Origin of the sequence: Paraburkholderia sp. ZP32-5, assembly GCF_021390495.1 — a bacterium.
GTDB lineage: Bacteria > Pseudomonadota > Gammaproteobacteria > Burkholderiales > Burkholderiaceae > Paraburkholderia.
Genome location: NZ_JAJEJP010000001.1, coordinates 2295571 through 2321872, shown reverse-complemented (window position 1 = coordinate 2321872; position 26302 = coordinate 2295571). Strand labels below are relative to the sequence as shown.

General features: G+C 64.1%; 21 protein-coding genes. 17 read left to right on the top strand and 4 right to left on the bottom strand.

Annotation, left to right across the window (positions count from 1 at the left end; all coding sequences use genetic code 11):
• Nucleotides 1–37: 37 nt before the first annotated feature.
• The 3 genes from L0U82_RS09835 (at nucleotide 38) to L0U82_RS09825 (ending at nucleotide 2712) form a co-directional block, all read left to right on the top strand.
• On the top strand, nucleotides 38–1177 hold the full coding sequence (locus L0U82_RS09835) for a LacI family DNA-binding transcriptional regulator (RefSeq protein WP_233830404.1): 1140 nt from the start codon (nucleotides 38–40) through the stop codon (nucleotides 1175–1177).
• Between the two features lie 84 nt (nucleotides 1178–1261).
• Nucleotides 1262–2185 (top strand): YhfC family intramembrane metalloprotease, encoded by a 924-nt coding sequence (locus L0U82_RS09830; RefSeq protein ID WP_233830403.1) that lies wholly within the window; start codon nucleotides 1262–1264, stop codon nucleotides 2183–2185.
• A 161-nt stretch (nucleotides 2186–2346) separates the two neighbouring features.
• Nucleotides 2347–2712 (top strand): DUF3022 domain-containing protein, encoded by a 366-nt coding sequence (locus tag L0U82_RS09825; RefSeq protein ID WP_233830401.1) that lies wholly within the window; start codon nucleotides 2347–2349, stop codon nucleotides 2710–2712.
• A gap of 171 nt (nucleotides 2713–2883) precedes the next feature.
• Here the strand turns inward: L0U82_RS09825 and L0U82_RS09820 are convergent, their stop codons facing one another.
• Complete coding sequence (locus L0U82_RS09820) at nucleotides 2884–3321, bottom strand: PGDYG domain-containing protein (protein WP_233830399.1); 438 nt, start codon at nucleotides 3319–3321, stop codon at nucleotides 2884–2886.
• 268 nt (nucleotides 3322–3589) lie between these two features.
• Entirely contained in the window at nucleotides 3590–4114 is a 525-nt protein-coding gene (locus tag L0U82_RS09815) for a Spy/CpxP family protein refolding chaperone (protein ID WP_233830397.1), read from the bottom strand.
• A gap of 407 nt (nucleotides 4115–4521) precedes the next feature.
• Between L0U82_RS09815 and L0U82_RS09810 the strand changes: the two genes are divergently transcribed.
• Both L0U82_RS09810 and L0U82_RS09805 read left to right on the top strand, forming a co-directional pair.
• A complete protein-coding gene (locus L0U82_RS09810) occupies nucleotides 4522–4980 on the top strand; it encodes an Lrp/AsnC family transcriptional regulator (protein ID WP_233830395.1) in 459 nt (152 codons plus the stop codon).
• Between the two features lie 254 nt (nucleotides 4981–5234).
• Nucleotides 5235–6332 carry a saccharopine dehydrogenase C-terminal domain-containing protein gene (locus L0U82_RS09805; protein ID WP_233830393.1) on the top strand — a complete coding sequence of 366 codons (1098 nt, stop codon included), beginning with the start codon at nucleotides 5235–5237 and terminating at the stop codon, nucleotides 6330–6332.
• Nucleotides 6333–6532: 200 nt separating this feature from the next.
• On the opposite strand, the gene L0U82_RS09800 is transcribed toward L0U82_RS09805, so the two are convergent.
• Together L0U82_RS09800 and cydX are read right to left on the bottom strand one after the other, a co-directional pair.
• The gene (locus tag L0U82_RS09800) at nucleotides 6533–7111 is read right to left on the bottom strand and encodes an AAA family ATPase (protein WP_233830391.1); all 579 of its coding nucleotides are present in this window, start codon (nucleotides 7109–7111) and stop codon (nucleotides 6533–6535) included.
• A complete protein-coding gene (gene cydX / locus L0U82_RS09795) occupies nucleotides 7108–7293 on the bottom strand; it encodes a cytochrome bd-I oxidase subunit CydX (protein WP_233833209.1) in 186 nt (61 codons plus the stop codon). Before cydX ends, L0U82_RS09800 begins: the two co-directional genes overlap by 4 nt.
• A 487-nt stretch (nucleotides 7294–7780) precedes the next feature.
• On the opposite strand from cydX, the gene L0U82_RS09790 reads away from it, so the two are divergent.
• The 12 genes from L0U82_RS09790 (at nucleotide 7781) to L0U82_RS09735 (ending at nucleotide 26250) form a co-directional block, all read left to right on the top strand.
• Entirely contained in the window at nucleotides 7781–8218 is a 438-nt protein-coding gene (locus L0U82_RS09790; protein ID WP_233830389.1) for a hypothetical protein, read from the top strand.
• A gap of 277 nt (nucleotides 8219–8495) precedes the next feature.
• On the top strand, nucleotides 8496–9473 hold the full coding sequence (gene corA, locus L0U82_RS09785; protein WP_233830388.1) for a magnesium/cobalt transporter CorA: 978 nt from the start codon (nucleotides 8496–8498) through the stop codon (nucleotides 9471–9473).
• 429 nt (nucleotides 9474–9902) lie between these two features.
• Nucleotides 9903–10877 (top strand): sugar ABC transporter substrate-binding protein, encoded by a 975-nt coding sequence (locus tag L0U82_RS09780; protein WP_233830387.1) that lies wholly within the window; start codon nucleotides 9903–9905, stop codon nucleotides 10875–10877.
• A gap of 405 nt (nucleotides 10878–11282) precedes the next feature.
• Nucleotides 11283–12878, top strand: a complete 1596-nt coding sequence (locus tag L0U82_RS09775; protein WP_233830386.1) for a sugar ABC transporter ATP-binding protein — start codon at nucleotides 11283–11285, stop codon at nucleotides 12876–12878.
• Nucleotides 12875–13954 (top strand): ABC transporter permease, encoded by a 1080-nt coding sequence (locus tag L0U82_RS09770; RefSeq protein WP_233830385.1) that lies wholly within the window; start codon nucleotides 12875–12877, stop codon nucleotides 13952–13954. Before L0U82_RS09775 ends, L0U82_RS09770 begins: the two co-directional genes overlap by 4 nt.
• A gap of 209 nt (nucleotides 13955–14163) precedes the next feature.
• Nucleotides 14164–15207 (top strand): LacI family DNA-binding transcriptional regulator, encoded by a 1044-nt coding sequence (locus tag L0U82_RS09765; protein ID WP_233830384.1) that lies wholly within the window; start codon nucleotides 14164–14166, stop codon nucleotides 15205–15207.
• Nucleotides 15208–15371: 164 nt separating this feature from the next.
• Nucleotides 15372–16301 (top strand): ribokinase, encoded by a 930-nt coding sequence (gene rbsK / locus L0U82_RS09760; protein ID WP_233830383.1) that lies wholly within the window; start codon nucleotides 15372–15374, stop codon nucleotides 16299–16301.
• A gap of 436 nt (nucleotides 16302–16737) precedes the next feature.
• Nucleotides 16738–18516 carry a methyl-accepting chemotaxis protein gene (locus L0U82_RS09755; protein WP_233830382.1) on the top strand — a complete coding sequence of 593 codons (1779 nt, stop codon included), beginning with the start codon at nucleotides 16738–16740 and terminating at the stop codon, nucleotides 18514–18516.
• Between the two features lie 461 nt (nucleotides 18517–18977).
• Nucleotides 18978–20789 carry a methyl-accepting chemotaxis protein gene (locus tag L0U82_RS09750; protein ID WP_233830380.1) on the top strand — a complete coding sequence of 604 codons (1812 nt, stop codon included), beginning with the start codon at nucleotides 18978–18980 and terminating at the stop codon, nucleotides 20787–20789.
• Between the two features lie 347 nt (nucleotides 20790–21136).
• Nucleotides 21137–21898 (top strand): 2-keto-4-pentenoate hydratase, encoded by a 762-nt coding sequence (locus L0U82_RS09745; RefSeq protein WP_233830378.1) that lies wholly within the window; start codon nucleotides 21137–21139, stop codon nucleotides 21896–21898.
• A gap of 1018 nt (nucleotides 21899–22916) precedes the next feature.
• A complete protein-coding gene (locus tag L0U82_RS09740; RefSeq protein WP_233830376.1) occupies nucleotides 22917–24839 on the top strand; it encodes a PrkA family serine protein kinase in 1923 nt (640 codons plus the stop codon).
• Nucleotides 24840–24978: 139 nt separating this feature from the next.
• The gene (locus L0U82_RS09735) at nucleotides 24979–26250 is read left to right on the top strand and encodes a YeaH/YhbH family protein (RefSeq protein ID WP_233830374.1); all 1272 of its coding nucleotides are present in this window, start codon (nucleotides 24979–24981) and stop codon (nucleotides 26248–26250) included.
• Nucleotides 26251–26302 lie beyond the last annotated feature (52 nt).

Genomic DNA, 26302 nt, shown 5'->3' with positions numbered 1-26302 from the left:
ACGTGGCATCGCGGCGGGCACTGCCGGAGGCGCGGACATGAACGACGAGCCGATCGGCACGACGTCGTCTCGCCCAGCCGGCACGCCGCGCCGCGCGACGATCACCGATGTCGCGCGCGAAGCCGGCACCGGCAAGACCAGCATCTCGCGCTATCTGAACGGCGAGATCAGCGTGCTGTCGCCCGAACTGCGTGCGCGCATCGAAGCCGCGATCGCGCGGCTCGACTATCAGCCCAACCAGATGGCGCGTGGCCTGAAGCGCGGCCGCAACCGCCTGATCGGCATGCTGGTCGCCGACCTCACCAATCCGTATTCGGTCGAAGTGCTGCAAGGCGTCGAGGCCGCATGCCATGCGCTCGGCCTGATGCCGCTGATCTGCCACGCGGCGAACGAAGTCGAAATGGAGCGACGCTTTCTGCAACTGCTGACCACGTATCGTGTGGAAGGCGTGATCGTCAACGCGCTCGGCGTGCGCGAGGAAACGCTGCGGCCGGTCGGCGGAGGCGGGATTCCAGCCGTGCTCGTCGACCGGCAGGTGGAAGGGCTCGTCGCCGATATGGTCGGTCTCGACAACGGCGCGGCCGCTGAACTCGGTACACATCATCTGATCGAGCAGGGCTTCGAACATATCTGGTTCGTCGTGCAGCCGTTCGAACAGGTCAGCTCGCGGCAACTGCGCGTGCAGGCCTTCGATCGTGCGATGCATGCGCATGACGGTAGCGGAGGCCACACGCGCGGCCATACGCTGGTGCTGAATCTCGCGGATGCGGCCGACGTCGAGCGCAGCCTCGCGGAGCTGGATCGCGCGCTCGATGCAGTGAGCGGCGGCGCGCGCGACGAGCTTGACGGCAGCGGCAACGCGGTCGCGCTTGGCACCGGCGCCGGCACTACGGCCCGTGTTGCGCTATTCGCGGCCAACGCGCCGGTCGCGCTCTGCCTCGCGCTACATCTGAAAGCGCGTTACGGCGCGCACTGGCAAACGCGCGTCGCGCTGCTTTCCATCGACGACCCCGACTGGGCCGAACTCGCCGGCATCACGACGATCCGCCAGCCGACTTACGAGATCGGCTATCGCGCGGTCGAATTCCTGCACGAGCGCATTGAAGGCGCAAAGACGAACGCGCGCGATTGCCTGCTGACGGGCGAACTGATCGTGCGCGCATCGACTTCGCGCTGATCGCCGGTCAATCTGCGATCATTCGGGGCTGCGGCGCGCAGCGGTTGCGCGCCGGTGATCGCCGGAAAGCCGGCAAGGAAACTCATGCTCGTCGCACCGCTTACGCTTGCGAGCCTTGTGCTCGCCACGCTCGTCATCGCCGCTTTGCCGTTCCTGATCTATCGCCAGCTACGGCAGCCGCTCGCGCTCAGGCCGCGCGACGCGGTCGCCGGCGTCGCGGTGTTCGCGCTGTTTGCGATGGTGATCGAGCGCGCGCTGCATGACTATCTGTTGCGCGGCAACGCGACGACGGCGGCGTTCCTGTCGAATCCGATCGCGTTCGTCGTCTATGGCGCGCTGGCCGCGGGCGTCTGCGAGGAAGTGGGGCGGTTTGTCGGAATGCGGCTGCTCATAAAGCGGGCGATGGCGCGACCGGCGGCAAATCGGCGTGCGGGGACTACGAGCGTCGATTCGAACGCCGATGCCGGGGGGAACCCGAGCGTGAATCTCGACGCGGGCGCGGCGCCATCGCCGTCTTCCTCGTCGTCGCGCACGGCCGCGTTACGCGCGGACGATGGCGCCGCACTTAGCTACGGACTCGGCCATGGCGGCGCGGAAGCGTGGATGGTCGGCGTGCTCGTGCAGGCGCAGTGGATCGTGTTCGCGATCCTCGAAAACCGCGGTCGCCTCAACGATTACCTCGGCAATCTGCCGGGCGAAGCGGTGATGCGCGTGCATCTGATTCTCGCGAGTCTGACGCCGCAGCTTGCCGGCATCTTCGCGCTCGAACGGGTGATTGCGCTGGTCTTCCAGATCGGTCTGTCGGTGCTGATGTGGCGTGGCGTGCGGGCCGGCTCGCGCGCGATCCTGCCGCTCGCGATCGTCGTGCATGCACTGATCGACGTGCCGGCCGCGATGTCGCAGGCGCGTCTCGTGCCGCTTGCGATCGTCGATACGGTGTATGCGGTGGCGGCGGTGTTCGTCGCCGGATGGCTGATACGGACTTACCGGCGGCCGGCGGTGGCGTGAGGCGTGGGGCGGGTTGACCTCAGGGGCTTGGGTCAGTTTGCTGCCGGGCCGTGGACAGCCCGCGTCGGGCTCGCATGCCTCGCTATCCCCCAAGCCTTTCTCTAAAATGCGCCTACGTTTCGGGATCCCCGTTTCAGGATCCTCATTTTCCGGCGGCCTTGATGGAAGCTTACCAATACGACTGCGCGCATCCCGAGTTCGAAGAACTCGCGCGCGTCATCAGCGATCTGTTTCCCGAGCAGACGCAATTCACCGAGCGCGCGGCCGAAGACGGCACGCCCCAACTGACGATTCACTGGGTCGCGATGCGCTTCGGCTCGACCGCGCGTCGCATCGAGATGACGGTCGCGATCGCACCGGCCGCGCTCGCGCGGTATCGCGCATTGCCCGCGCGTTTGCGCGGACGCAGCTTCGCGGTGCTGCGCGCGTATGTCGAAGCGAGCCTCGGCTCGCTCGAGGAGATGTATGCGAACGGCGAGGCGGTGCCGCGCGAGGTCACGGTCGATCTCGGCGACGAGTTTGCATAATCGGCGGTGTGGCTCAGGTGGCCTGAGCCGTTTCGGAGCGGAACTAAGGCATGCTGGCGCGGCTTTAAGGCGGGCTTTGAAGCGGGCTCGAACGAGCTTTGAGCGGATATAGACCGCGCATGAATTGCACTTGAAGCCTTGAAGCGGTCCGGCAGTGCCCTTTAAAGCGCGTCAGTCCGCGAGCCGGTAGACCTTTGCGAAACGCGCGGCCTGCACGACGCCGTAATCGCCCGGTGCGTATTGCATCACCCAGTCTCCGGCCGTGCCGCGCAGCACGTCGCCGCCTTGGGCGGAACGGGCGAGCGAGAACGCTTCACTCATCTGGCGCGCCAGCACGACGGCCGGGCGGTTGCGGTAGGCGCCCGGTTGACCGTGGGCGATCGCAGCCTCGGCCGGCACGTATTTGGCGTCGAAGCGCTCGCGCGATACGACCCAGCGCTCGCCGGTCGAGCCGGTGATCAGCGCGTCGCCGCGCGCATAGCGGTTCGGGCCTTCGAGGCTCATCAACTGGCCTTCGGCGGCAGCGAATTCGACGCTTACCGTTTCGTCCTTGACGACGCGTTGTGCGTGCGGATCGTCACGCAGATCGAGATTCCTGAGTTCGGTCATGAAGCGGGAGGGTGGTTGGAGGAGCACGCATCACATATCGCGACGGCGAAGATCGTGCGGCGAGCCTCGAGTTCAGACCAGCCGCTTCGCTGTCACAGCGCACCCGAATCATGCCAGATGGGTTGGTGTCGCGGGGCGTTTTTGAGATACGGGTCGCCGCGACCGGTAGCGTGAAAACACAGAGAGAGATACCAACCTGCTACCTACCCGCGCCCCATCGATGACCCGCCCGCGACGTGGCAATCCACCTCGCGGGCACATGCCTGCGTTACTGTTTTGCGGCTGCGTCGCTAGCTGCCTCGGCCGCCGGCTTGCTCATCTTGCTCTTGCCGTGATGGCCGCGGTGGTGAGGCGCGCCTTCAGGGCCACCCCGATGGAACGTCGTATCGGCGAGCTTCTTCTGCTCCGGCGACAGACTGTTATATAGCGGATCGAACGCATCGACGAGCTTCTTCATGCCGTCCGCATGCGCCTGCGCGATCGTCGCGTACTGCTTCATGTCGTCGAGCGCGCTCACGGTGGTGGCCGCCTTGCGCTGCTGGAACAGCTGGCTCATCGTTTCGCCGTTGCTGCGCATCACGTCGGCGAAGGCCTTCCACTGCGTTTCCTGCGCGGAGGTGATCTTCAGTTGCGAATGCAGATAGGCGATGCGGTCTTCGACGTTGCGTTCGTAGCCGGCCTTCGCGGCGGGAGCCGAAGCGGCGTTCTCCGGCGTTGCCGCGGGCGCGGCAGTCTGAGCGAACGCGCTACCCATCGAAACGGCGGTAGCCAGCATAACCAGTGCTTTTTTCATCGAAACTCCTGATGTCTGTTCATGTTTGGGACCGGACGCGCGCGGATGATCCGTCACGCGCCGATAGGCAATCGCGGCATACGGCGAACCGTTGCCGCGGACGCCCGTCGCCGCTATTAGTAACACGATATTCCTACAATACGGTTCCAGTGCGACAAACGCTTACAACCGAAACGAAAGGGAAACGGGCGGTGGTGTCACCGTGGTCCAAGGCGTGGGGAGCTTTGCCGACGCTTGCTGCCGCTTGTTGCTGCCTGCTTTGTTTGATCTCGTCCTTTGATCGCTTCGCGTGATCGACCCGCGATCGTGTGTCGCGCAACTGTCACCAACTGTCGCAACATAGCGCCGCAGCTTGCCAAGTCGCGCGATAATCCGCGACACCTCCCGCCAACTTCCTTCCCCTTTCGATGAGACCTCCGCGCCTCGATCAGCTCGACGACCTCGACCGCAACCTCGTTGCGCTGCTGCAAGCCAATGCCCGCGAAAGCGTCGCCAATCTCGCACGCCAGCTAGGTGTTGCGCGCACCACGGTGATCGCGCGCATCGCGCGGCTCGAACGCAGCAATGTGATCGCCGGCTACAGCGTGCGGCTCGGCCAGGACGTGCTCGATTCGAGCATCGTCGCGTATGTCGGCATCATCATCGCGCCGAAGTACGGGCCGGCCGTGCAGAAACGCCTCGCGAAAATGCCCGAGGTGCAACTGCTGTGCGCGGTGAGCGGCGAGTTCGACTATGTGGCGTGGCTGCGCGCCGATTCGCCGGACCGGCTCAACGATCTGCTCGATCAGATTGGCGGTCTCGAAGGCGTCGAGCGGACGACGACGTCGATCATCCTCGCGCGCAAGATCGATCGCGGCACCGTGTGAGCCAGCACGCCTGACCCAACCGACAGGCCGCTTCGTTTACAGCATTTTTATGATTTTTCGACGAATCGACTGATGCGATCATCAAAACGTCGAAGTTGATGGTCATACCGCAGCATTTTGCGCGTATGAACTGTTTTTGCTTCTCCCTAAACTGTTGCTCAAGGGTTCGGCCCGCGGGCGCCATGCGTGAAGTACATCACGCGCGGCGCGCTTCACAGGCTCGACACAGGCACACAGATAACAAGGAGATGCACATGAAAGTAGCGATCGTTGGCGCAGGTTTGATCGGTCACACCATTGCCCATATGCTGCGCGAGACGGGCGACTACGAAGTCGTCGCGTTCGACCGCGAACAGCACGCGCTCGACAAGCTCGCCGCCCAGGGCATTCCGACGCGCCGCGTCGATTCCGCCGATGCCGCTTTGCTGCGCGCGGCAATCCAGGGCTTCGACGTGCTGATCAACGCGCTGCCGTACTACCTCGCCGTGAACGTCGCGTCGGCCGCGAAGGGCGCGGGCGTGCATTACTTCGATCTGACCGAGGACGTGCGCGCGACCCATGCAATCCGCGCGATCGCCGACGATGCGGACCACGCGTTCATGCCGCAATGCGGCCTCGCACCGGGCTTTATCGGCATCGCCGCGCACGAGCTCGCGAACCGCTTCAGCGAAATCCGCGACGTGAAGATGCGCGTCGGCGCGCTGCCCGAATTCCCGACCAATGCACTGAAGTACAACCTGACGTGGAGTGTCGACGGGCTGATCAATGAATATTGCCAGCCGTGCGAGGCGATTCGCGACAGCCGCACGCAGTGGGTGCAGCCGCTCGAAGGTCTCGAACATTTCTCGCTCGACGGCATCGAATACGAAGCGTTCAATACGTCCGGCGGTCTGGGCACTCTGTGCGAAACGTTGTCGGGCCGTGTCGAATCGCTCGACTACAAGTCGGTGCGCTATCCGGGCCATCGCAACCTGATGCAGTTCCTGCTCGAAGACCTGCGTCTGTCGAGCGACCGCGATACGCTGAAGACGATCATGCGCCGTTCGGTGCCGTCGACCGCGCAGGATGTCGTGCTGGTGTTTATCACGGTGAGCGGCATGCGCGATGGTCAACTGGTGCAGGAAGTGTTCACCCGCAAGATCTTCGCGAAAACGGTCTGCGGCGTGCCGATGAGTGCGATCCAGATCACCACCGCCGGCGCGATGTGCGCGGTGCTCGATCTGTTCCGCGAGCGCAAGCTGCCGCAGAAGGGCTTCGTGCGTCAGGAGCAGGTGTCGCTCGGCGATTTCCTCGCGAACCGCTTCGGCAAGCTGTATGAAGGGCAGTCGCTGGAGGCGATGGCGACGGTTTGAAGTGAATGAGGAAGCGGGCGGCGGCTAGGGCTTGCGTGGTGGGGCGGCGGTAGAGTCGGCCACCTATGAATCCCGTCTCCGGCAGAATCGCAGCCGCGCCGCAGCACCCAACGGCCCGCTGACTTACCGATAAAAAAGCCTCGCACTGCGGGGCTTTTTTCTTCTTGCGCAAGACATGATCCGCAGCGCGCTTCAGCTCGCTAGCCCACGATCCTCGCCACCAGCGCGTCATAATCCGCAGCGCTCGGCGCGGTGTTGTCGAACATCAGCAGATCGTCGCGAGCCGCGCTGCTCGGCACGAAGCGGCGCTGCCGGTATTCGTCCCAGTGCGCGAGCTTGTATGCGTCGTTAGGATTTGCCCGAGCGACGATCCGCTCGCGCGCGGTCTCGTCCGATGTATGAACCCACACGACGCGCAGCGTTACGTCGGGTGCCACGCCGAGCCACTGATGATCGAAGAGCTTCCTGTCACGCACTTCGCGCGACAGCGGTCCGACCACCAGCGCGCTCACGCCGAGTTCGAGATTGTCGCGCGCGGTGTCGATCAGCCCGCGATATTCGGGCTCGCGCAGATGTTCGAGGAACAGCGGACTGTCGCGGTCGTTGGCGTCACCGGTGAGCATCGCCATCGCCGCGGCGCTGTAGCCGCCGTACAGCGTGTCCTTGTCGAGCAGACAGAACGGCGTGCCGCCTGCTTTCATCAATGGACCGATCAGCTGTTTCGCGAGGGTTGTTTTGCCGGTCCCCGCATGACCGCAAAAGAAAACCAGCAGGGTCACGAACGCTTGTCCTCGGCGAGCGGAGTGGATGGCGTAGAACCAGCAGCGGAGCCGGAGCTAGCGGAGAGATTGGGCTGTTGCGGATCGCGTGCGAACTTGCCGTTGGTCTCCAGCCACATCACGTTGATGATGCCAAAGCCCAAGGCCACGCCCACGCCGAGAATCCAGGTGAAATACCACATCGCAATCTCCTTGAGCACGCATCCGGTAGTCGACGGGACAGGGCAGGGGCACCATGCCGGCAAACGAGGGCGGCGAGCCACCCGCATGCCTGCATTTCCAGCGATCATGAAGAAGAACGCGGCGCCATGCAAGAGGCGTGGCGTCGGCAGAGGGATCGGATGGATGAGCGGCCGGATGATCGAGCAAATAAGCAGCGCGGCGCCTCGCTGAACCACCTGGCTGGCGCAACGCGCGCGCGTTGCTATCATCACAACAGTCATACGAACGAGCGCGCCACGGCCGCCGCGCAACCGGGTGCGTACTCCCCGCGCGGCGCCTCGACACGAGGCACGAGCCGGGCCACCATCACGACACGGGAGAACCAGCATGCCGATGCGCCTGTCCTGCCATGGCCGAGCCACGCGGGTTTTCACGTTCGCTACATCGGCGATGAGGCTGGCCGTCACCTCGGTCGCCATCTTCGTTGCCAGGCTGCCCGCCACCGCGATGTCCAGGCTGGTCTCCATCTTCACCGCCGCATTCGCCGCCTTCGCGCTGCTCACGCTCGCCGGCTGCGCATCCGCGCCGGCCGAGCCGGTCCCGTTCAAGCCGGTGCCGCTCGAGCGCATCGTCAGATCGGGCTATACGCAAGCGGGTCCGGGACTCGTCGCGGTCGACGTGCGGCGCGAGCGCTCTCGCGACGTGGTCGTGCGTTTTCGCGATGCGCTTGTCTATATCGATGGCGAGCGCGTGACCGACCTGATGAATGGCGAGCATGTGGTCTTCTATCTGCCGCCGGGCATGCATCGCATCGGCGTGTCGACGCAGTTCGATCCGGTCGTCGAGCTGAGCTTCCTGGTGACAGCCGATCCGCGCTACACGAACCGCGCGTCGGTGACGTTCAACGACGATCACCGCATCGGTCTGAAGCGGGTCGCGCAATAGCATGCGCGATTCGCGTGCCGTTCATGCGCGTCACGCTCGCGTCGTGCTCGCGCGTTTTACTCACATGCGTCGCTCCAACGCGTCACTCACAATTAACAATTCGATACGCGCAGCCGGCGCGCGGCGCCTTAACATGGCGGCTGATACCACCCATGCGTCCGCGCGCTTATCCGTTAATGCAGACGGATGCCTCGCTTGTACGGCACTTACGAAATTCTTTCGAAATGCTTGTGTGTAAGCGCGGGCCAGTCTGTTTTGCTTGCAAGGTAATTCGAACATGATGATCAATTGCGCCGCCTATCAGGACGGCCAGAAGCTCGCAGACATCGATATCGACAGCATCAGCGACTACGTCTGTCGCCCCGAGTGTTTCGTATGGGTCGCGCTGAAGGACCCCACTCCCGAAGAACTCGCTGTGATGAAAGACGAGTTCAACCTGCACGAACTCGCAATCGAGGATGCGCAATACGGTCATCAGCGGCCGAAGATCGAGGAGTACGGCGATTCGCTGTTCGTGGTGATGCATACGGTCGAAATGGACGACAACGGCGAACTGCTGATCGGCGAGGTCGACGTGTTCGTCGGCAGCAACTATGTGCTGTCGGTGCGCCGCGGCACGCGCGCCGGCTTCCAGAACGTGCGCGCGCGCTGCGAGCGCGAGCCGCATCTGTTGAAGGAAGGCTCGGCGTTCGTGCTGTATGCGCTGGCCGACGACGTGGTCGACCGTTATTTCCCGATCATCGAGGCAATGAGCACCGAACTCGAAGCACTCGAAGATCGGATTTTCGAACGCAACGATTCGGCTGCGTCGCGCGCGATCGTGCAGGACCTGTACATGATGAAGCGCCGGCTCGTGATTCTGCAGCACCATATCGGGCCCTTGCAGGAAGCGGTCAGCAAGCTGACGGGCGGGCGCATTCCGAGCATCTGCGCGGGGATGCAGACGTATTTCCGCGACGTCTACGATCACCTCGAACGGATCGTCCGAACCATCGAGGGCCGCCGCGAAATCGTCGTGACCGCGGTGCAGGTGAACCTCGGCATGATCTCGCTGGCCGAGAGCGAAATCACCAAGCGGCTCGGCTCGTTCGCCGCGCTGTTCGCGGTGCCGACGATGATCGCGGGCATCTACGGGATGAACTTCGAGCGGATCCCCGAACTGCATTTCAAGTACGGATATCCGGTCGTTCTGCTGGTGATGGTCGCGATCGACTTCGTGCTGTACCGGCGCTTTCGCAAGGCGGGATGGCTGTAGTCCGCGCGCCGGCGGCTGTGCCGCTATAGCCCGTGCACGCGGCCGCGCATCGGATTCTCCATCTGAAGCCGCGGCGGCTGCGTTGCGGTTGCTCGCCATTTCCACTTGCACCGCGCGCAATAAAGGGCCAGCATAAGCAGCCCGCTCGTTGCGCCGCCGGTCGATTGTTTGCAGCGTGCGGCAACATTGCCACGCACGAACCAGGCGAGGACTTCCTTGCGATACGCTGGCCGCCGGCGCGTGAATCCCGCATGCCGGCGCGAATCGATCGCGCGCAACGCATCGCCGCATTCATCACGCGGCCGACGCGTTGCAACACCGCGAATCGTTGACATGCCAGAAGTTTTGCCGCAAAAATAGCCGTCGCAAACGTTTGCGCACCAGAAAAATACGGCTTGCTTCGCGAGCCTGACAACCTTGGAGATACGCATGAGCCATCGGATCCGTCGCCGCATTCTTGCCGCCGCAGTTCTCGTCACCGCTTCCGCCGTATTGCCGTTTTCCGCCGCGCATGCGCAGAACGCGCCGGCTCATAAACCCAAGGTTGCGCTCGTGATGAAGTCGCTCGCCAACGAGTTCTTCCTGACCATGGAGAACGGCGCGAAAGATTATCAGAAGCACAACCCCGGCCAGTTCGACCTGATCACGAACGGCATCAAGGACGAAACCGACACCGCGAACCAGATCCGTATCGTCGAGCAGATGATCGTGTCGAAAGTCGATGCGATCGTGCTCGCGCCGGCCGATTCGAAGGCGCTGGTGCCGGTCGTCAAGAAGGCGGTCGACGCCGGCATCATCGTCGTCAATATCGACAACCGGCTCGACGAGGACGTGCTGAAGTCGAAGGACCTGAACGTACCGTTCGTCGGCCCGGACAATGCGAAGGGCGCGCAGAAGGTCGGCGACTACCTGGCCAAGCGCCTGAAGTCTGGCGACGAGGTCGGCATCATCGAAGGCGTGTCGACCACCACCAACGCGCAGCAGCGCACCGCGGGCTTCAAGGCCGCGATGCAGGCGGTCGGCGCGAAAGTCGTCTTGGTGCAATCAGGCGAATGGGAAATCGACAAGGGCAACGCGGTCGCATCGGCCATGCTCAACGAGTATCCGAATCTGAAGGCGCTGCTCGCCGGCAACGACAACATGGCGATCGGCTCGGTGTCGGCCGTGCGCGCGGCCGGCAAGCAGGGCAAGGTGCTGGTGGTCGGCTACGACAATATCAACGCGATCCATCCGATGCTGAAGGACGGCCGCGTGCTCGCGACCGCCGACCAGTACGCGGCCAAGCAGGCCGTGTTCGGCATCGATACAGCGCTGAAGGCGTTGAGCGAGCACAAGAATCAGTCGCAGCTGTCGGGCGTGGTCGAAACACCGGTCGATCTCGTGACCAAAGACACGCTGAAGTAAGCGGCCGTAAGGCAAGTGGTCAAACGCGCGCCGCGCCCGGTGCGACAGATGAGCCGGGCGTCGGCGCGCCGCGCGAACTTGCTCTATGCGGCGACCGGCATCGCGGCCGCGCTTGCGGTATCACCGGCGGAGTTCGGCACGAAATGCCACAAAAGGGCCAAAACCTCGTAGTGGCCACGGTATCGCAAAGCGCTGAGCCGCATTTATTCAATGAACGCTCAAGAAACGTGCCGCGCCGCCGTTAATGTCAGAGATAAACGTCATGACGACCGCCGCGTGGTGAGAGGAAGCGCGGCGCTACCGATGCCAGCACTGTGTGCATCGGACCGGCATGACACGTGGCGCGAGCCGCGGATTCGTCCAGGCCATGACGAACCGTGCAAGCGCGACGGAACCAGGATCAAGATGGATTCAACCGACCACGACGCGTTGCCTGTCGTACTGTCCGTCAGCGGCATTGGCAAGACCTATGCCGAGCCGGTGCTCGCCGACGTCTCGCTGTCGTTGCGCGCCGGCGAGGTATTGGCGCTGACCGGCGAGAACGGCGCGGGCAAGAGCACACTGTCGAAGATCATCGGCGGGCTGGTCGAGCCGAGCGCGGGCACGATGCGTCTGGCCGGCGCGCCGTATCAGCCGGCGAGCCGCACCCAGGCCGAAGCGCTCGGCGTGCGCATGGTGATGCAGGAACTCAATTTGCTGCCGACGCTGTCGGTGGCCGAAAACCTGTTCCTGAACCGACTGCCGCGCGCGGGCGCGCTCAGCTTTGGCTGGATCGACCGGCGCCGGCTGCGCGAGAACGCGCGCGAGGCGATGGCGCAGGTCGGGCTCGATGCGATCGACCCGGACACGCTGGTCGGCGAACTCGGCATCGGCCATCAGCAGATGGTCGAAATCGCCCGCAATCTGATCGACGACTGCCGCGTACTGATCCTCGACGAACCGACCGCGATGCTGACCGCGCGCGAAGTCGATCTGCTGTTCGAGCAGATCGGGCGTCTGAAGGCCCGCGGCGTCGCGCTCGTCTATATCTCGCACCGGCTCGAGGAGCTGGCGCGGGTGGCCGAGCGGGTCGCGGTGCTGCGCGACGGACGCCTCGTGCACGTCGACGCAATGGCGAACCTGACCAGCGAGCAGATCGTCACGTGGATGGTCGGGCGCGAGCTTGGCGAGCATATCGATCTCGGCGAGCGCAATATCGGCGCACCGCTCTTGAAGGTCGAGCGGCTCGCGCGCGGCAAGGTCGTGCGCGACGTGTCGTTCGAGGTGCGCGCCGGCGAGATTTTTGGCATCAGCGGCCTGATCGGCGCGGGCCGTACCGAACTGATGCGGCTGATTTACGGCGCCGACCAGAAGGACGGCGGCACCGTGTCGCTCGCCGCGACGCCGGGCGCGCCGCCCACTCCGGTGCGCATCGACTCGCCGGCCGACGCGGTGCGCGCGGGCATCGCACTGATTACCGAGGACCGCAAGGGCGAAGGCCTGTTGCTGCCGCAGCCGATCGCGGCCAACGTGTCGCTCGGCAATCTCGGCAGCGTCGCGCGGCATGGCCTCGTCGACGCCCAGCGCGAGAACGCGCTCGCGCAGAAACAGATCGACGCGATGCGGATTCGCAGCTCGGGGCCGGCGCAGATCGTCGGCGATCTGTCGGGCGGCAATCAGCAGAAGGTCGTGATCGGCCGCTGGCTCGCGCGCGACTGCCGCGTGCTGCTGTTCGATGAACCGACGCGCGGCATCGACGTCGGCGCGAAATTCGATATCTACGGCCTGATGGGCGCGCTCGCCCGTGCGGGCCGCGCGCTCGTCGTGGTGTCGAGCGATCTGCGCGAGCTGATGCTGATCTGCGACCGGATCGGCGTGATGTCCGCCGGCAGCATGACGGGCGTGTTCGAGCGCGCGAATTGGAGTCAGGACGCGCTGCTCGCGGCCGCGTTCGCCGGCTACCGCAACCGCGACGCGCTGCTGCATCGGCTGGACACCACTGAAGCAGGGAGTCTGTCATGACCGATCGATCCTGGCGCGAAGCGGCGGATGCGAAGCAGGGTGACGTGCAAGGCGGAGCGCAGGGTGGACTGCCGGGTGGACTGCAAGCCGCGCCCGCGGCCGACCCGTCGGCGCCGCTCGCGAGCGGCAAACCGGCCGGCACGCGGCTCGGCTTTTCGAACTACCTGGGTCTGGCAGGCGCTTTGCTTGCGATGATCGTGCTGTTTTCGCTGCTGAGCTCGCACTTTCTGACTTACGACACGTTCAGCACGATCGCGAATCAGATTCCGGATCTGGTCGTGATGTCGGTCGGGATGACCTTCGTGCTGATCATCGCGGGAATCGATCTGTCGGTCGGTTCGGTGCTGGCGCTGGGGGCGTCGGTGGTCAGCGTGGCCGCGCTGAAATGGGGCTGGGGGCCGCTGCCGTCGGCGCTGCTCGGCGTCGCGGTCGCGGCGCTGACCGGTACGGTGACCGGCGCGGTGACGGTGGGCTGGCGGATTCCGTCGTTCATCGTGTCGCTGGGCGTGCTCGAAGCGGCGCGCGGCCTCGCGTACCAGATGACCAATTCGCGCACCGCCTATATCGGCGATGCGTTCGATTTTCTGTCGAACCCGATCGCGCTGGGGATTTCGCCCGCCTTCCTGATCGCCGTCGCGGTGATGGTGATCGCGCAACTGGTGCTTACGCGCACGGTGTTCGGCCGCTACCTCGTCGGCATCGGCACGAACGAGGAAGCGGTGCGGCTCGCGGGCGTCAATCCGCGGCCGTACAAGGTGATCGTGTTCGCGCTGATGGGCGCGCTGGCCGGGCTCGCGGCGCTGTTCCAGATCTCGCGGCTGGAGGCGGCTGATCCGAACGCCGGCGTCGGCATGGAGCTGCAGGTGATCGCGGCCGTCGTGATCGGCGGCACGAGTCTGATGGGTGGGCGCGGCTCGGTCATCAGCACGTTTTTTGGTGTGTTGATCATCTCGGTGCTGGCCGCGGGGCTCGCGCAGATCGGCGCGAACGAGCCGACCAAGCGGATGATCACCGGCGCGGTGATCGTGGTGGCGGTGGTGCTGGATACGTACCGCAGCCGCCGCAAGCGTGGGTGAAGGACGTGGCCAGGCTGCCGGGCAGCCGTGCCGCGGGTTGCGATGATGAATGAGTCGGTTTGTCTTCGATGAAGATGGGACCGGGGTAAGAGCTTTGCATGGGACGGGAGTCAGCGTTAAAGCGCTAACTCACGTCGACAGCGATGATGCTGCATGGGATCGGAGTAAGCGCTAAAGCGCTAACTCCGATCGACAGGAGAGCAACAGGTATGGCGACGATCAAGGATGTGGCAGCCGTGGCGGGCGTGTCGTTCACGACGGTATCGCATGTGGTGAACAACTCGCGGCCAGTGTCGGCCGATGTGCGCGCGAAAGTGGAGCACGCGATCCGTCAACTGCACTATGTGCCGTCGGCGGTCGCGCGCTCGCTGAAGGCGCGCGCGACGGCGACCATCGGACTCGTGGTGCCGAACAGCACGAACCCGTATTTCGCCGAACTCGCGCGCGGCATCGAGGATGGCTGCGCGCGCAACGGCTATTGCGTGTTCTTCTGCAATTCCGACGACGACCCCGCCAAGCAGCGCAACTACCTGCGCGTGCTGCAGGAAAAGCGCATCGACGGTCTGATCGTCGCATCGGCGGGCGACGACGCGGTGCTCGCGCAGACGCTCGCCGACTCTCACGAGCCGCTGGTCGTCGTCGATCGCAACATCGAAGGGCTCAACGCGGACCTCGTGCAGATCGATCACGAGAAGGGTGCCTATCTGGCGACCCGCCATCTGCTCGAACTCGGCCACGTGCGCATCGGCTGCATCACCGGGCCGGTGCAGACGGCCGTCAGCGCGATGCGCGTGCACGGCTTTATCCGCGCGATGGCCGAGCGCGGCATCGAGATTCCGCCCGAGGCGATCGTCGAAAGCGATTTTTCGGGGATGGGCGGGCATCGCGCGGCCGGGCAGCTGTTCGACACCGTCAAGCCGTCGGCGATCTTCGCGGGCAACGACATGATGGGCATCGGCGCACTGCGCGCGGCGGCCGAGCGCAATATCAGCGTTCCGCGCGACTGCTCGATTATCGGCTTCGACGATATCGAGCTTGGCCGTTTCACGTTCCCGTCACTGTCGACGGTCGGGCAGTCGGTGCGCGCGCTCGGCGACATGGCCGCGCAGACGCTGATCGAACGCATTGCCGCGGCGCCGGGCGCTCACAGCGTGCGGCCGCCCGCGCGCCGGCGTGTCGTGTCGCCACGGCTGATCGTGCGGGAATCGACCGCCGCATGGGTGGGCGAGGGACAGCGGGACCTCGCGGCTTGACTTGAGGGTAAGCGGCACGAGACTGGACCGAGGACATCTCGGCGCCGCGCCAGCGACGAGCGTCTTGGCAGCGGCGCGCACCGCGGCCACGAGCCGGCAGGCGCGCGCCGGCGACGGCAACCGGTGACAAGCCCGAGCCGCCGCGCGCAACGGAGGACAAGCAAGTGGCAAGCAACGAAATGCGCTCGCGCGTAACGGTGGTCGGCAGTCTGAACATGGACCTCGTGGTGCGCTCGCCGCGTTTGCCGCAGCCGGGCGAGACGCTGGCCGGCCGCACGTTCGCGCAGGTCGCGGGCGGTAAGGGCGGCAATCAGGCGGTCGCGGCCGCGCGGCTCGGCGCGCAGGTATCGATGCTGGGCTGCGTCGGCGCCGATGCGAATGGCGCGCAGTTGCGCGCCGGCCTCGAAGCGGAGGGCATCGACTGCGCGGCGCTGGAAACCGGCACGCAGCCAAGCGGCGTCGCGCTGATCGTCGTCGATGACGCGAGCCAGAACACGATCGTGATCGTCGCCGGCAGCAACGGCGAGGTGACACCCGAGACGATTGCCCGTCACGAAGCGGCGCTCGCCGCCGCCGACGTGGTGATCTGCCAGCTGGAAACGCCGCTAGCGTCGGTACATGCTGCGCTCGCCGCGGCGCGGCGGCTCGGCAAGACCGTGATCCTCAATCCCGCGCCCGCCACCGGACCGTTGCCGGCCGACTGGCTGCCGCTGATCGATTACCTGATTCCAAACGAACTCGAAGCCGCCGCGCTGACCGGCCTGCCGGTCGATTCGCCCGACGATGCGGCGAGCGCCGCCGCCGCGTTGCGCGCGGCCGGCGCGCGCAACGTGCTGGTCACGCTCGGCGCGCGCGGCGTGCTGGTGGCGCTCGCCGGCGCGGTCGCGACGCTGTACGACGCGCCGCGCGTCGAAGCCGTCGATACGACCGCGGCCGGCGATACCTTTATCGGCGGTTTCGCGGCGCAACTCGCGCAGCGCGCGAGCGTCGATACGGCGATCCGATTTGCGCAGCGCGCGGCGGCGCTGTCCGTGACGCGCGCGGGCGCGCAGCCTTCGATTCCGACCCGCGCCGAAGTCGACGCGTTGATCTGAACCGGCACGATCCTGCGTGGATCGACGTGGCGGATCGCCGCTTGTCGCAGTCGCACTATGCGGCGCTCAACTCACATCCCAGCGAATCCCCTCTATCGCGCAGTCGCGTCGTTGCTCCTCGCTGAGTGAACGGCTGCGCGGCTTCGGCTCGGGCATCGCGTATCCATCGCGCCGATTTGCTGCCGCTCCTCCGGCCTATGAACCCGTGTTTCGGCGAGCAGAAACGGGTCATTCGACGCTTCGTCGCCTGATCGCCTTCAGCATTCAATTTTCTTTCAAATGCGGCTAACGTCTTTCTTCATACCATATAAATGCTTCAAGTTGGTGACGGGGGTGCCGTAAACGCTGGCTAGAGCACCCGCTCGAAATAACGCGCGAACCGGGGCTTCGGACGGTTCACGCGACGCCATCTTTTTTGCAAAGCACAGGACACAGCATGTTGAATAAAGGCATCACGATCAAGGCGCGCATCGGTCTCACGATGGCGTTCCTCGCTGCGTTGCTGGTGGCAATCGGCGTCTTTGGTCTGTTCGGCATGGGCCGTTCGAACGACGCTTATAAGGACACGTTTACTAACGCGATGCCGAGTGCCGTCGATATCGGCAACGCGGAAATGTATGCGGCGCGCGAGCGTCTCGCGCTCGATCGCGCCGCGTTCATGGTCGGCACGCCGGAGGCGGCCGCGACGATCGATCGTGGGCGCATGCTGGGCGGTGTTTCCGACACGTGGTGGAAAAAATATCTGGACCTGCCGCGCGGCGCCGACGAAGACCGGCTCGCGCGGGTCGTGGCCGCGAAACGCACGACGCTGCGCGAGCGGCTGGACGTGTTCGCGGCCACGATAAACGCGAAGGATCAGAGCAAGGTGGCCGACGATGCGAAGAATCTGCAGGTGGCGTTCAACGACCTGGTCGACGCCGATGACGTGCTGCGCAAATACCAGTTCGATTCCGCCAAAGAGGGCTTCGACTCCGCGCAGAGCAGCTATGAGACGTTCCGCATGGTCAGCATCGCCGCGCTGGTGATCGGTGTGATCGCGGCCACGCTGTCCTATCTGACGTTGAGCCGCGCGATCGGCCGTCCGCTGGACGAAGCGCTGGGCCACTTCGACGCGATCGCGGCGGGCGATCTGCGCCGTCCGGTGGTGGTGACGTCACGCGACGAAATGGGGCAACTGCTCGACGGTATCGCACGGATGCAGCGCAGTCTCACCGAAACGGTGCGCAGCGTGCGCGGCGGCAGCGAGTCGATCGCGACCGCGACGCGGCAGATCGCCGCGGGCAACATCGATCTGTCCTCGCGGACCGAAGAGCAGGCGTCGGCGTTGCAGCAGACCGCGTCGAGCATGGACCAGCTGACCGGCACGGTCAAACAGAACGCGGACAACGCGCGCCAGGCGAGTTCGCTGGCGGCCAACGCATCGGAGATCGCCAACAAGGGCAGCGCGGTGGTGGGTCAGGTGGTCGGCACGATGGGCGATATCAACCAGAGTTCGGCGAAGATCGCGGACATCATCTCGATCATCGAAGGCATTGCGTTCCAGACCAACATCCTGGCGCTGAACGCAGCCGTGGAAGCGGCGCGCGCGGGTGAGGAAGGGCGCGGCTTCGCGGTGGTGGCGGGCGAGGTGCGCAGCCTTGCGCAGCGGTCGTCGGCGGCGGCGAAGGAAATCAAGGAGCTGATCGATACGTCGGTCGAGCGGGTGCAGTCGGGCTCGGCGCTGGTGGACGAAGCGGGCCGCACGATGACGGAGATCATCAGCGCGGTGCAGCGTGTGACCGACATCATGGGCGAGATTGCGGCGGCGTCGGAGGAACAGAGCAGCGGCATCGACCAGGTCGCACGCGCGGTTACGCAGATGGACGAGGTTACGCAGCAGAACGCGGCGCTGGTGGAAGAGGCGGCGGCTGCGGCGTCGTCGCTGGAGGAGCAGGCGGCTCGTCTGCGCAGCGCGGTCGCGGTGTTCCAGGTCGACGACAACGGCGCTGCGGCGCCGGCTGCTGTAGCGCCGCGGCGCGCTGCCGCTGCGGTCGCCACGCGTGCGCGCAAGCCAGTGCGGGCGGCCGCGTCGGCGGTGCCGGTGGCGAACGCGGTCAAGGCGTCGGCGGCCACGGGCGCGGCCGGTGGGACCAGCGCCGCTCCGGTGCGTGCGCCTGCGCAGGCCGCGACGACTGCATCGGCGGCCGGCGGCGATCAGGATTGGGAAACGTTCTAAGGATCCGGTCCGCTTTATATCGGCGGGGCCGCGTGCGGGCACGCTGGCGTGACATTGTGGTCGTTGCCGCAACCAGTTATGCGCTGCCGCGACCCGCGGCAAAAAAATAACGAGTCACAACGAGACCGCGTATGCGCCCGCATCCGCGGTCTTTTTACGGGCATCACAAAAATGGGACGTGCCGCGACCCGAACTCCTCGGGTTTCTACCGCTTGATCCCCAGCACTTTCCATTTGTCAAGCGTCGTTGATGACTCCGCGCGTTGCAATTCATCAATTGCACCCGAGACGGATTTCAATTGATTACAAAGTCTTTTCTGCGCCCGATATCCACTTCAAGTATGTGAACGCTGCGCCGTAAACGGTATTTAGAGCGTGAGTTCCACAAGCGCCCGGCATTTGTGTCATGCCGCTCAAAAACTCCACACGCAGCCTCTCTTCTTGCAAAGCACAGGATCAAGCATGTTGAAAAAGGGCATTACGATCAAGGCGCGCATCGGCTTCACGATGGCTTTTCTCGCCGCGCTGCTGATCGCCATCGGTGTTTTCGGTGTGATCGGCATGAGCCGTACGAACACCGCGTATCAGGGTACGTTCACTAACGACATGCCAAGCGCAGTCGCTATCGGCAATGCGGAAATCTTCGCCGCGCGTGAACGCATGACGCTCGACCGGGCCGTGTTGCTGGCCGGTACGCCGGAGGCGGCCACGGCGATCGAGCGCGGGCATGCGTCGCGCGGCACCTCCGACATGTGGTGGAAAAAGTATCTGGACCTGCCGCGCGGTGCCGAAGAAGACCGTCTCGCGCAGGATACGTCGGCCAAACGCGATGCGCTGCATCGGGAACTGGACACGTTTGCCGCGGATATCGCGGCAAACAAACCGGCCAGCTTCATCGATGACGCCAAGCGCCTGCAGGCGGCATACAACGATCTCGGCACCGCCGACGACGCGCTGAGCCAGCTCCAGTTCAATTCGGCCAAGCACGGTTACGACGCCGCGCAAGCCAGTTTCGAGGTGTTTCGCCTGATCAGCACGGGGGCCGTGATACTCGGCGCGCTCGCCGCGGTGTTTTCCTATCTGACGTTGAGCCGCGCGATCGGCCGCCCGCTCGACGAAGCGCTGGGCCACTTCGACGCAATCGCGGCGGGCGATCTGCGCCGTCCGGTGGTGGTGACGTCACGCGACGAAATGGGGCAACTGCTCGACGGTATCGCACGGATGCAGCGCAGTCTCACCGAAACGGTGCGCAGCGTGCGCGGCGGCAGCGAGTCGATCGCGACCGCGACGCGGCAGATCGCCGCGGGCAACATCGATCTGTCCTCGCGTACCGAAGAGCAGGCGTCGGCGTTGCAGCAGACCGCGTCGAGCATGGACCAGCTGACCGGCACGGTTAAACAGAACGCGGACAACGCGCGCCAGGCGAGTTCGCTGGCGGCCAACGCATCGGAGATCGCCAACAAGGGCAGCGCGGTGGTGGGTCAGGTGGTCGGCACGATGGGCGATATCAACCAGAGTTCGGCGAAGATCGCGGACATCATCTCGATCATCGAAGGCATTGCGTTCCAGACCAATATCCTGGCGCTGAACGCAGCCGTGGAAGCGGCGCGCGCGGGTGAGGAAGGGCGTGGCTTCGCGGTGGTCGCAGGCGAGGTGCGCAGCCTTGCGCAGCGTTCGTCGGCGGCGGCGAAGGAAATCAAGGAACTGATCGATACGTCGGTGGAGCGGGTGCAGTCGGGCTCGGCGCTGGTGGACGAAGCGGGTCGCACGATGACGGAGATCATCAGCGCGGTGCAGCGCGTGACCGACATCATGGGCGAGATTGCGGCGGCATCGGAAGAACAGAGCAGCGGCATCGACCAGGTCGCGCGCGCGGTCACGCAGATGGACGAGGTCACGCAGCAGAACGCGGCGCTGGTGGAAGAGGCGGCGGCCGCGGCGTCGTCGCTGGAAGAGCAGGCAGCCCGGCTGCGCAGCGCGGTCTCGGTGTTCCAGGTCAATGACGGCGGCGCGAACGCGGATCGCGAGCCGGCTCTGGCGACGCCGAAGCGCATTGCGTCGACTGGCGCGACAGCGGCACGGCCGCGCAAGCAGACGTCCACGAGCACGCGTGCGGCTTCGCCGGCCAAGGCGGCTTCGGCCGCTTCGGTCAGCGCTGAGACGCCGGCCAGCGCAAGCGCCGCGCCGGCGCCCGCCGCACCCGCGCGAGCGCCTGCCCGCGCCGCGACGACGGCATCGACCGCAGGCGGCGATCAGGATTGGGAAACCTTCTAACGTTTCGCTTTTACATGGGTTCGCTGCTGCGCTTATGCACCGGGCGAACCCATGCAACATCCGTTCCCAGACGCGCGCGTTCCTTCAGCATCCCGACGCGCGCCGGCAACACCTTGATCCGAGTTCCGAAGACCGCGCATGCATTCGCATGCGCGGTCTTTTTTCATGCCGCACGGGTGAATTAACGTTTGCGGGGCGTGCGCGCTTCCCTGGCGCGTGCCGCGATCCGGTACATTGACGGGCACGGCCACGCCCGAGGTCCGCGGCAGTCGGCACCCGCGACACGTACTTCCCACATAGTGTTACGCCCTTATGAACCCTCCATGCGCCAGCCAGAAAGGACCGACATGACGCCACACGACCTTGTGCAACGCCTCGTCGACGCACGCCGGCAGCATCGCCCGATCGATGCCCCCGCACCCGACAGCCTGCCGCCCGATGCGGCGACCGCCTATGCGATCCAGCAGGCGGTCATCGCGGGGCTCGGCGAGTCGACCGGGGCGTGGAAAATCGGCGCGAAGGCGCCGGGCGGCGCCGCGTCGGGCGCGCCGATCCCCGCGTCGCTGGTCGTGCCGTCGCCGGCACGGCTCGCGCAGGCCGGCTTCTTTCGGGTGCTGATCGAACTGGAAATCGCGTTTCGCTTCGACGAGACGATCGAGCCGCGCGGCCAGGCGTATGCGCGCGACGAAGTGCTATCGAAGGTCGGTGTCGTGCTGCCGGCCATCGAGATCGTCGATAGCCGTTTCAGCGAGTGGCCGAACGTCGCGCCGCTCGCGCAACTGGCCGATGCGCAGAACAACGGCGCGCTGGTGGTCGGGCATCCCGCCGCTTACGCGGGACTCGCGCGCGGCTTCGATTTCGTGTCGCCGGAGCTGGAGCTGAGCTTCAATGGCCGCTCGGTGCTGCCGGAGGCGACCGGCAACCCGGCCGGCGATCCGCGCGAATTGCTGGTGTGGTTCGTCAACCATTGCGCGGCGATGGGTATCACGATCGAGCGCGACTGGACGCTGACCACCGGCTCGTATGTCGGCGCGCACAAGGTGACCGAACCCGGCATCGTGCGCGGGCATATCGACGGACTTGGTGAAGTGGAGATCGAACTGACCTGAACGAGCGGAACCAGGCGGCGTTGCGTCGCTTGTAACCGTTGATTACCACGCATCATGCAAACGGCTGCTCCAAGGAAGGGGCGGCCGTTTTTATTTCCGGCGGCGCGAAAGGATTGCGGGCTGCAAATCGTTAACTGAAAGACCCGGAAAGACGCGGAAGGATCGCGGACGAACGGGATGGCGAGCGGCAAAAGAACAGGCGGCACGGATGTAAAGCGAGGATGAACTCGACGCCTGCGTTGCAACTTTGTACGCGCCTATCCGTATACACCTATGAAGGCATCGCGATACATGGCCGTGATCCAGTCATGTAATGGCTTGCTTCGCTGGCGCGGCGCGGAACCAAACTCATCGCGTGATGACGAATCGGCTGAAGCCGTGGCTCAACCGTGGTTCAACGTGTCACCGCAGCGTGCACAAGGTGCACAAGGTGCGCAAGCGAACATCGGATATGTAACAGCTTCGAATGCATGTCGACCGGATAGCCGTGGCGCGCGTTGTGGATGATAAGCGCGGGATCGAATGAGTGACATCGACGCTTTCGCGGACGAAGTGTGCGTGCGCAGACAGCGATCATTCGAGCGCGGAGCGAGGGTGCGGGAACGGGATGTGCAATAGCAGGGCGGCGCAATGCAATTGCTGCATGTGACGCAGCATTGCAAAAAGCTCGGGCAGGATCACTGAACAGAGATGCGCGATTGAACAGAACGGCAGTGCGACGGCAGTTCGACGCACAGCGCGGCTTGAACGGAGCGTGAACGAATCATGCGCGAATCATGCGCGGATCGTGTCGAGGTGAAGCGCGCGGAACGCGCGATTTGCCGCAGCGTGAGTGCAAAATTGTAGGTGGTCGAATCGGTGTTTCCAAGTGAGGAATGTAGGGAGGCGGGTACGGCGCGATTTTCGCAACGTAGTCCGTGAAAAAAAATTTAAAAGGGTTTAGGATGAATTCGAGCGATGTCGTTTCCGAATAGCGCGCCGCGCACGACATCGCTCCAGACTTCGGCGAGGAGGTAGCATGGATATCTACAGCAGTTTCGCGACCCGCTTCGAAAAAACGAGGGAGGATGAACTCTCGCTCGAGGAGTATCTCGCGCTCTGCAAAGACAATCCCGCCGCGTACGCCACTGCTGGCGAACGCATGCTCACGGCAATAGGAGAACCAGAACAGATCGACACTCGCAACGATCCGCGTTTATCGCGAATCTTCGCAAACAAGGTCATCAAGGTATACCCCGCGTTCCGTGAGTTCTACGGAATGGAAGAGGTGATCGAGCAGGTGGTCGCCTACTTCCGGCACTCGGCCCAGGGGCTCGAAGAGAAGAAGCAGATCCTGTATCTGCTGGGGCCGGTCGGCGGCGGCAAGTCGTCGATTGCCGAACGGTTGAAGCAACTGATGGAACGCGTGCCGTTCTACGCGATCAAGGGCTCGCCCGTCAACGAATCGCCGCTCGGGCTGTTCGATTACGAGGAAGACGGCCCGATTCTCGAAGAACAATATGGCATTCCACGCCGCTACCTGAAAAGTATCCTGAGTCCGTGGGCGGTCAAACGCCTGCATGAGTACAACGGCGACATCCGCAAGTTCAAGGTGGTGCGCCGCTATCCGTCGATCCTTCGCCAGATCGGTATCGCGAAGACCGAACCGGGTGACGAGAACAATCAGGACATCTCGTCGCTGGTCGGTAAGGTCGATATCCGCAAGCTCGAACAGTACGCGCAGGACGATGCGGACGCGTACAGCTATTCGGGTGGCCTGTGCCTCGCCAATCAGGGTCTGCTCGAATTCGTCGAAATGTTCAAGGCGCCGATCAAGGTGCTGCACCCGCTGCTCACCGCGACCCAGGAAGGCAACTTCAAGGGCACGGAAGGGTTCGGCGCGATTCCGTTCGACGGCGTGATCCTCGCGCACTCGAACGAGTCGGAATGGAAGGCGTTCCGCAACAACCGCAACAACGAGGCGTTGCTCGACCGGATCTTCGTCGTCAAGGTGCCGTACTGCCTGCGCTATAGCGAAGAGGTCAAGATCTACGAGAAACTGTTGCGCAATTCGTCGCTCGCCAGCGCAGTGTGCGCGCCCGGCACGCTGAAGATGATGGCGCAGATGTCCGTGCTCACGCGTTTGCAGGAGCCGGAGAATTCGAGCCTGTTCTCGAAGATGCAGGTCTATGACGGCGAGAATCTGAAAGACACCGATCCGAAGGCGAAGTCGTACCAGGAGTACCGCGACTTCGCGGGCGTCGACGAAGGCATGACCGGTGTGTCGACGCGTTTCGCGTTCAAGATTCTGTCGCGCGTGTTCAACTTCGATTCGACCGAGGTCGCGGCCAATCCGGTGCATCTGATGTACGTGCTCGAACAGCAGATCGAGCGCGAGCAGTTCCCGCCGGAAACCGAGCAGAAGTACCTGTCCTTTATCAAGGACGTGCTCGCGTCGCGCTACGCGGAATTCATCGGCAAGGAAATTCAGACCGCGTATCTGGAGTCATATTCGGAATATGGTCAGAACATCTTCGACCGCTATGTCACGTATGCGGACTTCTGGATTCAGGATCAGGAGTTCCGCGATCACGACACCGGCGAGAGCTTCGACCGTGCCGCGCTGAACGCCGAGCTGGAGAAGATCGAAAAGCCCGCGGGCATCAGCAACCCGAAGGACTTCCGCAACGAGATCGTGAACTTCGTGCTGCGCGCGCGTGCTGCCAATGCGGGCAAAAACCCCGCATGGATCAGCTACGAGAAGCTGCGCGTCGTGATCGAAAAGAAGATGTTCTCGAATACGGAGGAACTGCTGCCCGTCATCTCGTTCAATGCAAAGGGTTCGGCGGAAGAGCAGCGCAAGCACGAAGACTTCGTCAATCGCATGGTGGCGAAGGGCTATACGCCGAAGCAGGTACGCTTGCTGTGTGACTGGTATCTGCGTGTGCGCAAGTCATCATGATGCGCTGATGATGCCTGGCGTGTGCCGCCCGTACGGTCTGACCGTACGGGCAACCGGCGAGGCGCGGGCCGCTTGGACGTAGCGTGGCTGCCCAGACGGCGCGCGTCTCGCGCACCGGAAATTAGAGCGGAGACCTGGCGTGCTTCATCAAATCATCGACCGCAGGTTGGCTGGCAAGAACAAGAGCATTGCGAATCGCGAGCGTTTTTTGCGTCGCGTCAAGAACTACATTCGTCGCGCCGTTTCGGAAGCGGTGCGCGACCGCAGCATCAAGGATATTCAAAACACCCAGAGCATCACCATTCCGCGTAAGGACATCGCGGAGCCGTCGTTCCGGCACGGGCCGGGCGGCAAGCGCGAAATGGTGCATCCCGGCAATTCCGACTACATCCGCGGCGACAAGATCCAGCGCCCGCAAGGCGGCGGCGGTGGTGGCGGTGGCAGTCAGGCCAGCAACGAGGGCGAGGGTCAGGACGACTTCGTGTTCGAGCTGAGCCGCGAAGAGTTCATGCAGTACTTCTTCGACGATCTGGAGTTGCCGCGTCTCGTCAAAACCCATCTGATGGCCGTGCCTACGTGGAAAAGCATCCGCGCGGGCTGGGCTGCCGAGGGCACGCCGAACAATATCGACGTGGTCCGCTCGCTGCGCAGCGCGCTCGGCCGGCGCATCGCGCTCGGCGCGCCGCTCGTCAACCAGCTGCATGAGATGGAGCGGCAGCTCGACGAGATGAAGGCCGACCCCGCCGATCGCCGCGAAGAAATCCGCGTGCTCGAAGAGGAAATCCATCATCTGCGCGGGCGTATCTGGCGGATTCCGTTTATCGATCCGTTCGATCTGCGCTACGTGAATCGCGTGAAGCAGCCCACGCCGTCGAGTCAGGCGGTGATGTTCTGCGTGATGGACGTATCGGGCTCGATGGACGAACAGCGCAAGGATCTCGCGAAGCGCTTCTTTATCCTGCTGTACCTGTTCCTGAAGCGCAATTACGAGCGCATCGAGGTCGTGTTCATTCGCCATCACACGCGCGCCGAGGAAGTCGACGAAGACACGTTCTTCCATTCGACCGAAAGCGGCGGCACCGTGGTGTCGAGTGCGCTCGAACTGATGCGCAAGGTGATGGACGAGCGTTATTCGCCGACTGAATGGAACATTTATGGGGCGCAGGCTTCGGACGGCGACAACTGGACCGACGATTCGCCGAAGTGCCGCAAGATACTCGCGGATGACATCCTGGAGAAGGTGCGGTATTTTGCGTATATTCAGGTGACGCCCGAAGAGCAGAACCTGTGGCTCGAATATGCGCAACTGGCGTTGAGCCAGCCGCATATGGCGATGAAAAAGGTCGAAACCGCAGCCGATATTTATCCGGTGTTTCGTGAGCTGTTCGAAAAGCAGGCGGCAACATCGTAACGGCAGGTTCGTTGCGAACGCATCGCTGAGCGACACGGCGCGCGGCCAATCG

Excerpts from the sequence above, each read along its gene's own strand:
- L0U82_RS09835 (WP_233830404.1), top strand. The coding sequence starts at position 38 with ATGAACGACGAGCCGATCGGCACGACGTCGTCTCGCCCAGCCGGCACG.
- L0U82_RS09830 (WP_233830403.1), top strand. The coding sequence starts at position 1,262 with ATGCTCGTCGCACCGCTTACGCTTGCGAGCCTTGTGCTCGCCACGCTC.
- L0U82_RS09825 (WP_233830401.1), top strand. The coding sequence starts at position 2,347 with ATGGAAGCTTACCAATACGACTGCGCGCATCCCGAGTTCGAAGAACTC.
- L0U82_RS09820 (WP_233830399.1), bottom strand. The coding sequence starts at position 3,321 with ATGACCGAACTCAGGAATCTCGATCTGCGTGACGATCCGCACGCACAA.
- L0U82_RS09815 (WP_233830397.1), bottom strand. The coding sequence starts at position 4,114 with ATGAAAAAAGCACTGGTTATGCTGGCTACCGCCGTTTCGATGGGTAGC.
- L0U82_RS09810 (WP_233830395.1), top strand. The coding sequence starts at position 4,522 with ATGAGACCTCCGCGCCTCGATCAGCTCGACGACCTCGACCGCAACCTC.
- L0U82_RS09805 (WP_233830393.1), top strand. The coding sequence starts at position 5,235 with ATGAAAGTAGCGATCGTTGGCGCAGGTTTGATCGGTCACACCATTGCC.
- cydX (WP_233833209.1), bottom strand. The coding sequence starts at position 7,293 with ATGTGGTATTTCACCTGGATTCTCGGCGTGGGCGTGGCCTTGGGCTTT.
- L0U82_RS09790 (WP_233830389.1), top strand. The coding sequence starts at position 7,781 with ATGTCCAGGCTGGTCTCCATCTTCACCGCCGCATTCGCCGCCTTCGCG.
- corA (WP_233830388.1), top strand. The coding sequence starts at position 8,496 with ATGATGATCAATTGCGCCGCCTATCAGGACGGCCAGAAGCTCGCAGAC.
- L0U82_RS09780 (WP_233830387.1), top strand. The coding sequence starts at position 9,903 with ATGAGCCATCGGATCCGTCGCCGCATTCTTGCCGCCGCAGTTCTCGTC.
- L0U82_RS09775 (WP_233830386.1), top strand. The coding sequence starts at position 11,283 with ATGGATTCAACCGACCACGACGCGTTGCCTGTCGTACTGTCCGTCAGC.
- L0U82_RS09770 (WP_233830385.1), top strand. The coding sequence starts at position 12,875 with ATGACCGATCGATCCTGGCGCGAAGCGGCGGATGCGAAGCAGGGTGAC.
- L0U82_RS09765 (WP_233830384.1), top strand. The coding sequence starts at position 14,164 with ATGGCGACGATCAAGGATGTGGCAGCCGTGGCGGGCGTGTCGTTCACG.
- L0U82_RS09755 (WP_233830382.1), top strand. The coding sequence starts at position 16,738 with ATGTTGAATAAAGGCATCACGATCAAGGCGCGCATCGGTCTCACGATG.
- L0U82_RS09750 (WP_233830380.1), top strand. The coding sequence starts at position 18,978 with ATGTTGAAAAAGGGCATTACGATCAAGGCGCGCATCGGCTTCACGATG.
- L0U82_RS09745 (WP_233830378.1), top strand. The coding sequence starts at position 21,137 with ATGACGCCACACGACCTTGTGCAACGCCTCGTCGACGCACGCCGGCAG.
- L0U82_RS09740 (WP_233830376.1), top strand. The coding sequence starts at position 22,917 with ATGGATATCTACAGCAGTTTCGCGACCCGCTTCGAAAAAACGAGGGAG.